Below are 15,183 nucleotides of genomic sequence, written 5' to 3' on the forward strand. Positions count from 1 at the left end.
ATTTCGCAGCGGGCCCGAGAGATTACAGATTCCGCAGCGCGGCGACTACTGCGTCGCCCATTTCCTGCGTACCGACTTTAGTGCAACCGGCCGAATAGATATCGCCGGTGCGCAGGCCTTGATCCAGAACTACGCTAACGGCTTTCTCGATGGCATCGGCCGCGTCATGCAGATTGAAGCTGTAACGCAGCATCATCGACACCGACAAAATGGTCGCCAACGGGTTGGCGATACCTTTGCCGGCGATGTCCGGGGCCGAACCGTGGCAAGGCTCGTACATGCCCTTGTTGTTGGAATCCAGCGAGGCCGACGGCAGCATGCCGATGGAACCGGTGAGCATCGACGCCTCGTCGGAGAGGATGTCGCCGAACAGGTTGTCGGTGACGATCACGTCGAATTGCTTCGGCGCGCGCACCAGTTGCATGGCGGCGTTGTCGACGTACATGTGGCTCAGTTCGACTTCTGGATAATCTTTGGCAACCTGCTCGACCACTTCACGCCACAGTTGGCTGGAGGCCAGCACGTTGGCCTTGTCTACTGAGCACAGTTTCTTGCCACGCACCATGGCCATGTCGAAACCGACGCGGGCAATGCGGCGGATCTCGCTTTCGCTGTATGGCAGGGTGTCGTAGGCCTGACGCTCGCCGCTTTCCAGCGTGCGAGTGCCACGCGGCGCGCCGAAGTAGATGCCGCCGGTCAACTCACGGACGATCAGGATATCCAGACCTGCGACGATTTCCGGCTTCAGGCTCGAAGCATCGGCCAGTTGCGGGTACAGGATCGCCGGCCGCAGATTGCCGAACAGGCCCAGTTGCGCACGGATTTTCAGCAGACCGCGCTCAGGGCGGATGTCACGCTCGATGGTGTCCCATTTCGGACCACCGACAGCGCCCAGCAGGACTGCATCGGCAGCGCGGGCACGGTCGAGGGTTTCGTCGGCCAGTGGCACGCCGTGTTTGTCGATGGCCGCGCCACCGATCACGTCATGGCTCAGCTCGAAACCCAGGCTGTACTTGTCGTTGGCCAGTTCCAGCACCTTGACCGCTTCGGCCATGATTTCCGGACCAATACCGTCGCCTGGGAGAATCAGAATCTGCTTGCTCATGCTTTCCTCGTGTCTTCAGTCGGTGCGCCATCAACTGGCGCGCCCGGAAAAATTCTTGTCGTTCTAAAACTGTTTTTCAGCCCAAAGCACGATCACATCTGTACTGAACGAGCCATCGGCTTCAATCTCAAAATATTCGCGCACCTCGTTGCCCATCGATTGCTGCAACTGGCGAATCGCGGCGCGCATCACTTCAGGTGTGCGCATGCGCTCGACCCAACTGCTGTACTCCAGGCGCAGACGTTGCCGCGCAGTGCTACGCGTATGCAAACCCGCCTCGCTGACCTGCCGCAACCACTCGCCGGCAGAATAATCGCGCACATGGCTGGTGTCGCGCAGCACTTCGACGCTTTGCAGGTAAGTGTCGAACAACGGGCTGCCCGGCGACAACACGTCAACGAACGCCGCCACACCACCCGGCTTCAATACCCGGCGCACTTCGCGCAGGGCCACACCAAGATCGTTCCAGTGATGCGCCGAATAACGGCTGAACACAAAATCGAACTCGCCATCGGCAAACGGCAGACGCTCGGCAGCACCGTTGACCGTGGAGATATTGCTCATGCCGCGATCCACGGCGGCGGCAGCCACGACGTCGAGCATCTGCTGCGACAGGTCATAGGCGACCACGTCCTTGACCAGCGGCGCCACGTGAAAACTCACATGACCGGCGCCACAACCCAGGTCCAGCAACCGTGCTTCGCCCTGCCCTGCCAGCTCAGCTTGTAGCAGTGCGAATTCGGTGCCTTGCGCGTGAACCGCGCTGCTCAGGTAGGCGGCGGCCTGCTCACCGAATTGCTTTTGTACAACCTGACTGTGCTGGGCGGTGCTGGTCATGGGAACTTCCTTATGGGCTTTAGCTATGTATCGCCTGGACTACCGTCTTCGCGAGCAAGCTCGCTCCCACATTTGGAACGCATTTCAACTGTGGGAGCGAGCTTGCTCGCGAAGGGGCCAGCCCGAACTGCCTCAATTCAAAACCTGCTTATGCGTCGCGAAACAACCACGGCTGGCTCACGCGATGCTTGGCCTCGAACGTCGCAATCGCTTCGTGGTCTTGCAAGGTCAGGCCGATATCGTCCAGACCGTTGAGCAAGCAATGCTTGCGGAACGCATCGATCTCAAAGCTGTAAACCTTGCCATCCGGACGCGTCACGGTTTGCGCTTGCAGATCGACCTGCAATTGATAGCCCGGCTCAGCCTCAACCTGCTTGAACAATTCATCGACTTCAGCGTCGCTCAAGATGATCGGCAGCAAGCCGTTCTTGAAGCTGTTGTTGAAGAAGATGTCGGCGTAGCTCGGCGCGATGATGCTGCGAAAACCGTACTCTTCCAGCGCCCACGGGGCGTGCTCACGGCTCGAGCCGCAACCGAAGTTCTCGCGGGCCAGCAACACGCTGGCGCCTTGATAACGTTCGGCGTTGAGCACGAATTCTTTGTTCAACGGGCGCTTGGAATTGTCCTGGTACGGCTGGCCAACATCAAGGTAACGCCACTCGTCGAACAGGTTCGGGCCGAAACCGGTGCGCTTGATCGACTTCAAGAACTGCTTGGGAATGATCTGGTCGGTGTCGACGTTGGCACGATCCAAAGGCGCAACAAGACCAGTGTGCTGGGTAAATGCCTTCATCGTTACTGTACTCCCTGAATCAATTCACGAACGTCGATGAAACGACCGTTCACCGCCGCCGCAGCGGCCATGGCCGGGCTTACCAGGTGGGTACGACCACCCGCGCCCTGACGGCCTTCGAAGTTACGGTTGGAGGTCGAGGCGCAATGTTCGCCGGACTCCAAACGGTCCGGGTTCATCGCCAGACACATGGAGCAACCGGGTTCACGCCATTCAAAACCGGCTTCGAGGAAGATCTTGTCCAGACCTTCAGACTCGGCCTGCGCCTTCACCAGACCCGAGCCCGGCACCACGATGGCTTGCTTGATGGTCGAAGCCACCTTGCGACCCTTGGCAATCACAGCGGCGGCGCGCAAATCTTCGATCCGCGAGTTGGTGCAGGAACCGATAAACACGCGATCCAACTGAATGTCGGTGATCGCCTGATTGGCGGTCAAACCCATGTATTTCAAGGCACGGACGATCGAGTCGCGTTTGACCAGATCCATTTCCTTGGCCGGGTCCGGCACGTTCTGATCAACGGCCAAGACCATTTCAGGCGAGGTGCCCCAGCTGACTTGCGGTTTGATCTGCGAGGCATCGAGCTCAACCACGGTGTCGAACCTGGCGTCGGCGTCGGAGACCAGATCTTTCCAGGACTCAACGGCCAGCTCCCACTCCGCGCCTTTCGGTGCGAACGGACGACCCTTGACGTAATCGACAGTCTTTTGATCCGCTGCCACCAAACCCACGCGGGCGCCGGCTTCGATGGACATGTTGCAGATGGTCATGCGGCCTTCGACCGACAAATCGCGGATCGCGCTGCCGGCAAATTCGATGGCGTGGCCGTTACCGCCGGCGGTGCCGATCTTGCCGATCACCGCGAGGACGATGTCCTTGGCGGTCACGCCGAACGGCAATTGGCCTTCGACGGACACCAGCATGTTTTTCATTTTCTTGGCGACCAGGCACTGAGTAGCAAGCACGTGCTCGACCTCGGAAGTGCCGATACCGTGAGCCAATGCGCCGAACGCGCCGTGGGTCGAGGTGTGCGAGTCGCCGCAGACCACGGTCATGCCCGGCAAGGTCGCGCCCTGCTCCGGGCTGATGACGTGGACGATGCCTTGGCGGATGTCGTTCATCTTGAACTCGACGATGCCGTATTCATCACAGTTGTCGTCGAGGGTCTGCACCTGCAAACGCGAGACCTGGTCGGCAATGGCTTCAATGCCACCCTTGCGCTCCGGGGTCGTCGGTACGTTGTGGTCCGGGGTCGCGATGTTGGCATCGATGCGCCAAGGCTTGCGCCCGGCCAGACGCAGACCTTCAAAGGCTTGCGGTGAAGTCACTTCGTGGATGATGTGACGATCGATATAGATCAGCGCAGAGCCATCGTCGCGCTGCTTGACCAAATGCGAATCCCAGAGCTTGTCGTAGAGCGTTTTGCCGGCCATCAGACGGTTCCTCATCAGCGTGTTTCTATGCCCCGGGTTTTGAGAGATTCAATAACCCTTTGGCTTGTGAGGTCGATCCTATGGGGTTAGATTAAATAACTCAAATTCATATTTTTTATGCTTTGGATAACCAACTGGAATACCACCATGGATCTGGCCAACCTCAACGCATTTATCGCCATCGCCGAGACCGGCAGTTTCTCCGGCGCCGGTGAACGGCTGCACCTGACGCAACCGGCCATCAGCAAGCGTATCGCCGGTCTGGAGCAGCAACTCAAGGTGCGCCTGTTCGATCGACTGGGTCGCGAAGTCGGCCTGACCGAGGCCGGCCGCGCCCTGCTGCCGCGCGCTTATCAGATTCTCAATGTGCTGGACGACACCCGCCGTGCGCTGACCAATCTGACCGGCGAAGTCAGCGGCCGCCTGACGTTGGCCACCAGTCACCACATTGGCCTGCATCGTTTACCGCCTCTATTAAGGGAGTTCACCCGCTGCTACCCACAGGTGGCGCTGGATATTCAGTTTCTCGATTCGGAAGTGGCCTACGAAGAAATACTCCACGGCCGCGCGGAACTGGCGGTCATCACGCTTGCCCCTGAGCCGCACACGCTGGTCAAAGCCACGCGGGTCTGGGATGACCCGCTGGATTTCGTGGTTGCCCCGGAGCATTCGTTGATCAGCAACGGCGCCGTCAGTCTGGCGGACATTGCCGGTCATCCGGCGGTTTTTCCCGGCGGCAACACATTTACTCACCATATTGTCCAACGTTTGTTCGAGGCCCAAGGGCTGACGCCGAACATCGCCATGAGCACCAATTACCTGGAAACCATCAAAATGATGGTCTCCATTGGCCTGGCATGGAGTGTGCTGCCGCGCACCATGCTTGATGAACAGGTGGCGAGCATCGCATTGCCGGGCATACAGCTCAGTCGCCAGCTAGGCTATATCGTGCACACCGAACGGACGCTATCGAATGCGGCAAGAGCGTTTATGGCCTTGCTGGATGCGCAAATCGATCTGCCAGGGACTTCAGGCTAACTTGTGCTAATCCTATAGAGCCGCTGTCCCTGTGCCCAAACGTCACTATCCGCTCAAGGCCCGTCAATAATGCCGAAATCTGTTGACCGAATTCCGCCGATGCCGCGCATTCAAGCCATTGATCCGCGACATTCCGAGCAGAGCTGGGAGAGCGCGCCGCAATTGTTGGCAGCGCTCAACGGCGCACGGCTCGGCGCCTGGTATTGGGACATCGAGCGCGGCCAGATCAGTTGGTCACGGGGCACTCAGGCATTGTTCGGCTTCGATCCGCGTCAGCCACTGCCGGAAGACCTGGAATACCTCGACTTGCTGCCGCCCGAAGACCGGGCGAAAGCCGTCCGCGCCTTCCACGCGGTCATTGCCGGCGCACCGCTGGAGCAGGCGATGCACCACCGCATCCGCTGGCCCGACGGCAGCCTGCATTGGCTGGAGATCAACGGCAGTCTGCTGCCAGATAAAAACGGTCGCCCCCGAATGATCGGGGTGATTCGCGAAATCACCCACCAGCGGCAACGCGAACAGGCCCTCAGCAGCTCGGAAAAACGCTTCGCTACACTGTTTCATCTGTGTCCGAACATGGTGCTGCTGACCCGCCAGGAAGACGGTTTGATCAGCGAAGCCAACCAGTATTTCGAAAGTCTGTTCGGCTGGCCGGTACAGAGCGCGATTGGCCGCACCACGCTGGAACTGGGCTTGTGGGTAAACCCTGAGCAACGCGCCGAGTTGGTCAAGAAGACCAAGGCCAAGGGCGAACTGGTCAGCATGGAAGTGCAGTTTCGCGCCAGCAACGGGCAGATTCATGACGGCATTCTCAGCGCGCAAAAGGTCGAACTCGAAGGCCAGCCTTATCTGCTCAGCACGTTCCTCGATACCACCGACCGCAAAGCCGCAGAACACGCCTTGAAAGACAGTCAGGAACGCCTCGACCTGGCGCTGGACTCGGCGCAGCTCGGCACTTGGGATTGGCACATTCCCAGCGGCATGCTCTATGGCTCGGCGCGCGCGGCGCAATTGCACGGGCTCGACCCAAAACCGTTCCATGAATCGTTTGACGAGTTTTTCGAAGGCGTGCCCGGCGAAGAGCGCGACAGCATGCGCGACGCCTATCGCAGCCTGCGTGAAGGCCCGGCCGGCAATTATCAACTGACTTATCGCGTACAACTGCCGGACGGCAGTTCACGTTATCTGGAGAGCCGCGCCCGCCTCTATCGCGACGACAACGGCGCGCCGTTGCGCATGGCCGGTACGTTGCTCGACATCACCGATCAGGTCGAACGCGAGCAACGACTGGTGGCGTCGGAAGAGAAATTCGCCACGCTGTTCCAGGTCAGCCCTGACCCGATTTGCGTCACCCGTCAGGACAGCGGCGAGTTCATCGAAATCAACAACAGCTTCACCCAGACTTTTGGCTGGAGCGCCACCGACGTGATCGGCCGCACCGCCGAAGACCTTGGCCTGTGGGACGCTTCGGCGAAAAGTCTGCAACGCATCGAACGAGTGATCCGCGAACAGGGCCTGAGCAATGTCGCGATCATCGTCCGGCACAAGGACGGCCAGTCGTTGACCTGCGTGATTTCCAGTCGGCAGATCAGCGTCGGCGATCAACCGTGCATCGTCACTACATTGCGCGACATCACCCAGCAACAACGCTCGGAAGCGGCCCTGAAAGCCAGCGAAGAAAAATTCGCCAAGGCTTTTCACTCCAGCCCCGACGCGATCACCATCACCGAGCGCGACACCGGGCGCTATCTGGAGGTCAACGACGGTTTCTGTCGCCTCACTGGTTATCGCGCCGAAGAAGTCGTTGGCAGAACCGTGTATCAAGTCGGTATCTGGGCCGAGGAAAAACAACGTTCGGCCCTGCTCGCCGAATTGCAGATCAAGGGCCGCGTGCACCATCAAGAAATGCTCGGGCGCAACAAGCGCGGGGAAATCCTCACGGTGGAAGTCTCGGTGGAGCCAATCACCCTGAATGAAACGGCTTGCCTGCTCCTGACCGCCCGAGACGTCAGCCTACTGAAAAACGCCGAAGCACAAATCCGCCACCTGGCTTATCACGACCCACTGACCAACCTGCCCAACCGTGCGTTGTTGATGGATCGGCTGAGCCAGCAGATCGCCCTGCTCAAACGCCACAACCTGCGCGGTGCCTTGCTGTTTCTCGACCTCGATCACTTCAAGCACATCAACGATTCCCTCGGCCATCCGGTCGGTGACACGGTGCTGAAGATCATCACTGCGCGGCTCGAAGCCAGCGTGCGTATGGAAGACACGGTTGCGCGTTTGGGTGGCGATGAATTCGTGGTGTTGCTCAGTGGCCTGGAAGGCACGCGCAATGAAGTCAGCGTGCAGGTGCGCGAACTGGCCGACACCCTTCGTGAATTGCTGTCGGAACCGATGTTCCTCGACGGCCAGCGCCTGCAAGTGACGCCGAGCATCGGCGTGGCGCTGATCCCGGATCACGGCTCGACCCCGACCGACCTGCTCAAACGTGCCGACATTGCCTTGTACCGAGCCAAGGATTCCGGGCGCAACACCACGCAGATGTATCACAACACCATGCAAAAAGCGGCCAGCGAACGCCTGCGCATGGAGACCGACTTGCGCCTGGCGTTGTCGCGCGGCGAATTCAACGTGCATTTCCAGCCGCAGATCGACGCGCAGGACAACCGCATCATCGGCGCCGAAGCCTTGGTGCGCTGGAACCACCCGGAACTCGGCGCGCAGTCACCGACCGAGTTCATCAAGGTGCTGGAAGACAGCGGCCTGATTCTGGAAGTCGGCACATGGATCCTCGACGAAGCCTGCGCGGCGTTCCAACAACTGATCGCGCTGAAACTGGTCGACCCGTTCAACTTCAGCCTGTGCGTCAACATCAGCCCGCGGCAGTTCCGCCAGAACGACTTCGTCGAGCGTATCGAACACAGCATGGTCAGCCACGGCCTGCCGTGCTCGCTGCTGAAACTCGAGATCACCGAAGGCATCGTCATCCAGAACCTGGAGGACACCATCAGCAAAATGCGTCGCCTGAAAAAGCTCGGCGTGAGTTTCGCCATGGACGACTTTGGCACCGGATATTCATCGTTGACGTACCTCAAGCGCTTGCCGGTGGACACGCTGAAAATCGACCAGTCGTTTATCCGCGATGCAACCACCGACCCGAACAACGCGGAGATCATCCGCGCCATCGTCGCCATGGCCCGCAGCCTGGAACTCGAAGTGATTGCCGAAGGCGTGGAAACCCCGGAGCAGCTTGAGTTTTTGCAGGGACTGGGTTGCCATTTGTATCAGGGTTATCTGCACAGCCGGCCGATGCCGCTGGAGAGCTTGAAAAAGCTGCTGCCATAACGCGCTCGGCTTGCACCAGACCGGTAATTGCCAGTGTTGACGGCAACCTGTAGGGTCGCGTTTTTGCGCCGTTTCGAGATCAATCATGCAGGATGCAACCCTCCCTCGCCCGGCCCTGCTGGGCATCGACCTTGGTACCACCAACAGCCTGATCGCCGTCTGGCAGGACGGTCAGGCCCGGTTGATTCCCAACGCCCTCGGCGACGTGCTGACTCCGTCGGTGGTCAGCCTCGATGAGGACGACACGATTCTGGTCGGTAAAGCTGCGCGCGCCCGACTGACCACGCACCCGGAACGCAGCGCCGCCGCCTTCAAGCGCTTCATGGGCAGCGACAAGCAGATTCAACTCGGCAGTCGTCAGTTCAGCCCCGAAGAATTGTCGGCACTGGTGCTCGGCTCACTCAAGCAGGACGCGGAAGCCTTTCTCGGCCACCCGGTAGCCGAGGCGGTGATTTCCGTACCGGCCTATTTCAGCGACGAGCAACGAAAACGCACGATGTTTGCCGCCGAACTGGCCGGTTTGGCCGTGACGCGCCTGATCAACGAGCCGACCGCTGCCGCCATGGCCTATGGGCTGCACGAGCAGAAATTCGAACGCACGCTGATTTTCGATCTGGGCGGCGGCACCTTCGATGTCACGGTGCTGGAATATGCGCTGCCGCTGATCGAAGTGCATGCGTCCACCGGCGACAACTTTCTCGGTGGCGAAGACTTCACCGCCGCACTGCTACAGGCATGCCTCAAGGCCTGGCAACTGACCCCGTCAATGGTCGATGCGCAAGGCATGGCCAGCCTGGGTGATGCGCTGGAGCAGCTCAAGTGCAAACTCGGTGAAGGCACGCAGCAGTTGAGCTGGCGCCATGCTGACAAGACGTTTGAATGGTCGCTGGACGAAGCCGCTGCAGTGAAGATTTGGGAGCCGCTGCTCGGCCGTTTGCGCGCACCGATCGAACAAGCCCTGCGCGATGCCCGGCTCAAGCCGCGTGATCTCGACAGCCTGGTACTGGTGGGCGGCGCCACGCGGATGCCGGCGGTGCAGCAGATGGTCGCCACGCTGTTCGGGCGTCTGCCTTATCGTCATCTGGATCCCGACACCATTGTTGCGCTCGGCGCGGCGACGCAAGCGGCGTGCAAGGCGCGCGACGGTGCGGTGGAAGAGCTGATCCTGACGGACGTCTGCCCTTACACATTGGGTATCGAGACCATGCGCGGCAAGGGTATCGAAGGCGCCTTCTCGCCCATCATCGAACGCAACACCGTCATTCCGACGTCACGGGTGGAGCGCTATTACACGACGCATCCGCGGCAGGAAAAAATCCGCATTGCGGTGTATCAGGGCGAACGTCCGTGGGTACGCGACAACATTCTTATCGACGCTTTCAATGTCACGCTGATGCCCACCGAGCACATCCAGCAACTGGATGTGCGTTTCAGCTACGACATCAATGGCTTGCTCGAAGTTGACGTCACGCTGCTGGAAACCGGTGCACGGTACAGCCATAGCATCGACCGCAGCCCCACCGGACTCGATGAACAGGCCCGACAAAACAGCCATGACCGGCTCGCCGCGCTCAAGGTTCACCCGCGCGATGCATTACCCAACCGCACGCTGCTGGCACGTCTGGAGCGTGCATGGATGCAGAGCCTGGGGACGGAGCGCGAGCGCATTGCCGAATGGCTGCACAGTTTCACCACCGTGCTCGGTGGCCAGCAATCTTCAGAGATCGCCAACCACCGCTCACAGCTCAACAACGCGCTGGATGAGCTGCGCCTCTAGCCAATGAGCCGACGCAAAGCTGCCTGCAACCCACCGGACAATGGATCCTCACGGAAACTCTCCGGTGGTACGCCATAGCGATTGGGCAGCTTCTCGCCGGGAAAACCGAACAGCACCAGCGGCAGAAACGGCAAAACCGGCGTCAGCCCCGCGAGCACCAAAAAGGTCGGAATGCCTCGGCCCATGTCGTGCAGGCGCCGCAGCATGGCGCTGAGCAACAGCAGCAGCGCCACGGCCAACACAACGAAGGCCGAAGTCATTGAGCCACTGAACAATGCCAACAGCGGCGTCAGCAACACGATACCGATCACCTGCCCGATAAATGCCTCACGCCCCAGCCGTGTGCCCAGACGCCAGAACGCCGTGGCGGCGGCCGGAAGTGTGTCAGCCTTGGCCAACAACAAGCGCTCCGACCACGACAGCAATGCGCTGAAGGCGAACCGTGAACCGAGCCCGTTCTGCGTATCGTCCTTGGCCCGTTGCAGGCGCATCAGGGTTTTCTGGCGTGGCACGCCGGCGTTGCCGTAAAGCACCAGATCCTTGAGCACGTCGAGCGCCAGGTAAAACGCGTCGATGTCGTTAACGCCCTCGTCTTCCCGTGACTGGCGTGGTGGGCGCGCTGGCTCACCTTTGATCAAACTGTGGCGGAAACCGTCGAACCAATCCTGGGGATTGACGACTTCGGTAATTCTGTCGAGCAGGAAGCGCCGCTGCTTGGCGTCAAACAGTCCGCAGTGATAGAGCACTGCCGTCAACAGCATCCGCCCCAGCAGGTCATCGTCAAACGCACTCAGATCGCTGCGCATGCATTCGAACAGGCGGTCGTTGCTCAACAATCGCAGGCTGGCGAGCGCTTCCTGCACACCGCACATTTGTCGGGCCAGCAGCGCATGCACCGGGTCTGCCGTTTGCAGCAGGCCAAGCAAGCCCTCGCAGTTACCCTGCTCACGCAGTAAGCGCTGCAACAACGGCTGCAACCGGCTGAGCGGATGGATCGGGTTGTATGGCAGTTGCTCCAGCAGCCGCGCATTGATCAATGGTAACCAACGCTCGGTTTGCCCCAGCAACGCCAACAGGAACAGTGTTTGAGCGTGCCATTGCCACAACTCTTCCGCCGTTCCTGGCGGCGGCAACAGCACGTCGCGCTGGCTCAGTTGCAACAGCATCGCCAGCGATGACAAATCAACGGTGGCTCGCGCATCGTGCAGTTTGAAATCTTCGGCAATGCGTTCGAGCGCGACGCGGCTGTAAGGACGCAATCGGCGTAACCAGAGTCGGCAGAGATTGTGCGGCGAATCTTCTTTCAGGGCTTCGGGCAATTGTGGCGAAAGTGCATTTTCATCGGTGTAGGCGTTCATCGCCAGCGGGATCGGCGCCTGCGTCAACCAACGCACATGCTGCCCGGCCTGTTGCTTGAATCCGCTCAGCACCAACGCCTCAAGGGCATCCACCGACAACGGCTCGTCGAGCATTTGCTGTAACAGCGGCACGTCACCGCGATGCAATGCCCAGGCATGTCGATAGAGTCGCTGCAACCTTGGGTCGCCATGGTTACCAAGCAACAGCGCCAGCAACGGCAGTTCATCGTCGCTCATGCGCCAGTCGACGAAGGCCTTGGCCAGCCCCTGAAGTTCGAGGTCGCCAATACCCATCCAACGCACCAAGGTTTCCGGTCTCTGCGAAGGGCTGCCATATTGCTGACTGACATGGTCGAGCTCGCTGGACCAGTCACTGAACGCCTGTGCTCGATCAAATGCCTGAATCAGCAGCGGCAGAAAGTCCGGCTGACGTTCTGCGCACATTGCCATCAAGTGGCTTTCGGCCTTCGGATGGCGATGCTCCTGCCAGAGCCGGATCCAGCATGGCCACGCCTGATCGTCCAGGCCCAGTAGCGTGTTTTGACAGGCCAGCAGGTAAAGCCAATCGACATCATCCGGATTTTTGCCCTGCTGCTCTACGCAACACTGCAGCCACCCTGCACCACCCATGCCCGCCTGAGTGAACTGCGTCACTAGCCGCTTGATGTACATTTCATCGTTCGGCAACGGCAGGCAGGTGTGCCGACTGGCAAAGTCGGCGAACTCATCGAGCGGACGCTGAGCGAAGATGAAATCGAGACTGCGCGCGTACCACAAGGATTCGGTCTGCGCAGCTTCTGACCAGACGCTCATCAGATCCGTATCGAACGGATCACCCGCCTTGATCCGTTGCAGAAACGCTTCGACACGCTCTGCGTCGTCAAACGACAGGTCCAGCAACTGCTGGTCCCAGGCCATGCGCTCGGCCAACAGGTTCGCGCAACGATAGGACAGCGGCCCGGCGTCAGCCAGCCGATGGTACAAGCCCCAACTGAGGTCATCGAGAGACTCGAGGGGCAGTTGATCCAGCCCTCGGATAAACGTCTGCCAGGCTGCAAAATCGAAACGCCGCACAGGATCGTCAAGCAACTCGCAGAAATCGACGAAGGCCTGCGGCACCTCGATGACTGTCTGCTCCGGCTCTTCGAATTCCTCGAACTCTTCGGGTTCCTCTTCATCGCCTTCGCGTGCCAGACGCAGCGCTTTTTCGTAGGCCATGCGCAGCGCCTGAAAACCTTCGGGATCGGTCTCCGGGTGATGTTCCGGCAGGCGTGTGCGGTAGGCGTTGCGAATGAGGGTTTCGTCGGTGGTGGGCTCGATGCCCAGGCGGATCCAGCAACTCATGACCAGTCGAACTCCTTGAGCGATTCGGGACGTTGCGGCAAGTCGAGATCCAGATGCCAAGGCAGTTTGTCCAGAAAAACCGGCATGTTCTGCTGAAGGCCACGAGCGATTTGCACGCTGTTGGGTTGCTCGCCCTGTCGATCCAACTCGCAAGCAAAGGTGTCGTTGCCCTCGTTCTCACTCCCCCAGAATCCGCGGCCAATCAAAAACCCGTTGAAATAGGATTTCCAGCTGCTGTAGTGATACTGCGCCCTGACCGCCAACCGTCCGTGCAGCCAAGTGCTTTCGGGCAAATCAATCCATTGGTTGCGCACCGCGCAACGCAGCAGGAACCCCATGCGGCCATAGTCCCAGGACAAAATGCCGCCCGGCCCGCACTCGCCAAAAGTGCGACTGGCGAATTCGTGCAGAATGCGCTCACGCGGTTCAAGGGTTTCCAGCAGCGCCCGCCATTCGCCGGGCAGACAGCGCTGCCACGCGTGATAGGCGCCTTTAAGGTGTCTGGCATGACCGTTGTCGGTCATGCGCTCGAACATGCTCAACAATTGCTGCCGGTCATTGATACCCCAGCTGCATTGCAAATCGATAAATTCCGGTGCGGAGTAAAACGCCGGCTCGTCGTATTCGGCTCCGGGATTAAGCGCCACCATCGGTGCAGACAGGGCGCACAGCCAACGCTGTTGAATCTCATCCATGAAAAAGGCTCCAGGCCGACCGGCGAAAAATGGGGTCGGCAAAACTGCGCGGATTGTAAAGAGCCGTGGCAATAGCGGCAAACGTTGCGAACACTTTTGCAACGCGCACAAAAAAGGCCCCGACGTATCGGGGCCTTCGTTCAGCGACTCAGCGCCTGTTCAGACGATTGTGTGTCTGCGCGTGAAATCAGTGCTGCAGAACCGGCTTCTGCGTCCCGTTGATCGGGATGCGTTTGGCCTTCGCTTCTTCCGGGATCACTCGCAACAGGTCGATGCTCAGCAGACCGTTGCTCAGATCCGCAGCCTTGATCTCGATGTGATCGGCCAGACGGAAGGACAGCTTGAAAGCACGCTGAGCGATGCCTTGGTGCAGGAACGTCACGTCTTCGTTGACGTCACGCTTGCCGCCACTGATGGTCAACACACCCTTCTCGACTTGCTTTGCAGATTTTTTAGGCCACTTCGGCGACCGACAGACCGAGTAAACGCGAGACGTGATCCAGTTCCGTCTCGCGGCGCAGCACGGTAAACAGCTCGACCGCCTCTGGATAATTGCGTGTCAACATGGCCAGCCACTGCTTCAAGCGGCCCGGCGATTGGCGCGCGGTCATCTGCGCTTTGGCTTGCAGCCAGAAATCCTGGATCAGTGGCAGCAGCTCGGCCCAGGTCATCTCGACCACTTCTTCACCCGCACGGGCAGCGGCGATCTGTTTGGCCAGATCCGGGCGCGAAACCAGACCACGACCGAGCATGATGTCTTCCACGCCGCTAATTTCGCGGCAACGACGCCAGTCCTCGACGCTCCAGATATCACCGTTGGCGAACACCGGCACCTTGACCACTTCCTGCACGCGCGGGATCCACTCCCAGTGTGCGGGCGGTTTGTAACCGTCCATTTTGGTCCGTGCGTGAACCACGATGTGCTCGGCGCCACCTTCGGCCAATGCCGTGGCGCACACCAGCGAACCATCCGGGCTGTCGAAGCCCAAGCGCATTTTGGCCGTAACGGGTATGTGCGCAGGCACGGCGCGACGCACGTGCTCGACGATCTGATTGAGCAACTCGGGCTCTTTAAGCAGCACCGCACCGCCACGGGATTTATTGACTGTTTTGGCTGGGCAGCCGAAGTTGAGGTCGATCACTTCGGAGCCGAGTTCGCAGGCCAACGCAGCGTTTTCCGCCAGACACACAGGATCGGAACCCAACAGCTGAACACGCAGCGGCACACCGGACGCGGTGCGGGCACCGTTGAGCAGTTCAGGGCCGAACTTGTGGAAATAGGCCGGGGTGAGCAACTGGTCGTTGACCCGAATGAACTCGGTCACGCACCAGTCGATGCCGCCAACGCGGGTCAGCACGTCACGAAGGATGTCGTCGACCAACCCCTCCATGGGCGCCAGAGCAATTTGCATGGGGAAACACTACTTGAGGAAAAACGTGCGGCAGTTTACTGGA

General features: G+C 59.8%; 10 protein-coding genes and 1 pseudogene. 3 read left to right on the forward strand and 8 right to left on the reverse strand.

Translation table 11 applies throughout. The annotated features are described in order from the left end of the window. Positions 1-22: 22 nt before the first annotated feature. From leuB to leuC, 4 genes are all read right to left on the reverse strand, one after another. The gene (gene leuB, locus ACIQVE_RS12515; protein ID WP_213028130.1) at positions 23-1,105 is read right to left on the reverse strand and encodes a 3-isopropylmalate dehydrogenase; all 1,083 of its coding nucleotides are present in this window, start codon (positions 1,103-1,105) and stop codon (positions 23-25) included. 63 nt (positions 1,106-1,168) lie between these two features. Then, positions 1,169-1,942 carry a class I SAM-dependent methyltransferase gene (locus ACIQVE_RS12520; protein ID WP_402808474.1) on the reverse strand — a complete coding sequence of 258 codons (774 nt, stop codon included), beginning with the start codon at positions 1,940-1,942 and terminating at the stop codon, positions 1,169-1,171. A 148-nt stretch (positions 1,943-2,090) separates the two neighbouring features. After that, positions 2,091-2,735: a 3-isopropylmalate dehydratase small subunit gene (gene leuD, locus ACIQVE_RS12525; RefSeq protein ID WP_402808477.1), complete on the reverse strand. Its 645-nt coding sequence runs from the start codon at positions 2,733-2,735 to the stop codon at positions 2,091-2,093. A gap of 2 nt (positions 2,736-2,737) precedes the next feature. Further along, complete coding sequence (leuC, locus tag ACIQVE_RS12530; RefSeq protein ID WP_402808479.1) at positions 2,738-4,168, reverse strand: 3-isopropylmalate dehydratase large subunit; 1,431 nt, start codon at positions 4,166-4,168, stop codon at positions 2,738-2,740. A 147-nt stretch (positions 4,169-4,315) separates the two neighbouring features. Here leuC and ACIQVE_RS12535 point away from each other — a divergent pair, with 147 nt between their 5' ends. The 3 genes from ACIQVE_RS12535 (at position 4,316) to ACIQVE_RS12545 (ending at position 10,331) form a co-directional block, all read left to right on the forward strand. After that, complete coding sequence (locus tag ACIQVE_RS12535; RefSeq protein WP_402808482.1) at positions 4,316-5,206, forward strand: LysR family transcriptional regulator; 891 nt, start codon at positions 4,316-4,318, stop codon at positions 5,204-5,206. A gap of 69 nt (positions 5,207-5,275) precedes the next feature. Continuing rightward, positions 5,276-8,554 carry a PAS domain S-box protein gene (locus ACIQVE_RS12540; protein WP_402808484.1) on the forward strand — a complete coding sequence of 1,093 codons (3,279 nt, stop codon included), beginning with the start codon at positions 5,276-5,278 and terminating at the stop codon, positions 8,552-8,554. An 85-nt stretch (positions 8,555-8,639) separates the two neighbouring features. Continuing rightward, positions 8,640-10,331: an Hsp70 family protein gene (locus ACIQVE_RS12545; RefSeq protein ID WP_402808486.1), complete on the forward strand. Its 1,692-nt coding sequence runs from the start codon at positions 8,640-8,642 to the stop codon at positions 10,329-10,331. Here the strand turns inward: ACIQVE_RS12545 and ACIQVE_RS12550 are convergent. From ACIQVE_RS12550 to ACIQVE_RS12565, 4 genes and pseudogenes are all read right to left on the reverse strand, one after another. After that, positions 10,328-13,033 carry a DUF805 domain-containing protein gene (locus ACIQVE_RS12550; RefSeq protein WP_402808489.1) on the reverse strand — a complete coding sequence of 902 codons (2,706 nt, stop codon included), beginning with the start codon at positions 13,031-13,033 and terminating at the stop codon, positions 10,328-10,330. The two genes, ACIQVE_RS12545 and ACIQVE_RS12550, sit on opposite strands and share 4 nt — an antisense overlap. Continuing rightward, positions 13,030-13,728, reverse strand: a complete 699-nt coding sequence (locus tag ACIQVE_RS12555) for a DUF1266 domain-containing protein (RefSeq protein WP_402808491.1) — start codon at positions 13,726-13,728, stop codon at positions 13,030-13,032. The genes ACIQVE_RS12550 and ACIQVE_RS12555 overlap by 4 nt, the downstream gene beginning before the upstream one ends. A gap of 187 nt (positions 13,729-13,915) precedes the next feature. After that, positions 13,916-14,167, reverse strand: a pseudogene (locus ACIQVE_RS12560) (Hsp20 family protein); the annotation flags it as partial. 13 nt (positions 14,168-14,180) lie between these two features. Next, on the reverse strand, positions 14,181-15,140 hold the full coding sequence (locus tag ACIQVE_RS12565; protein WP_402808493.1) for a tRNA dihydrouridine synthase: 960 nt from the start codon (positions 15,138-15,140) through the stop codon (positions 14,181-14,183). Positions 15,141-15,183: the final 43 nt, after the last annotated feature.

This window comes from Pseudomonas sp. NPDC098747, from assembly GCF_044760045.1.
GTDB lineage: Bacteria > Pseudomonadota > Gammaproteobacteria > Pseudomonadales > Pseudomonadaceae > Aquipseudomonas.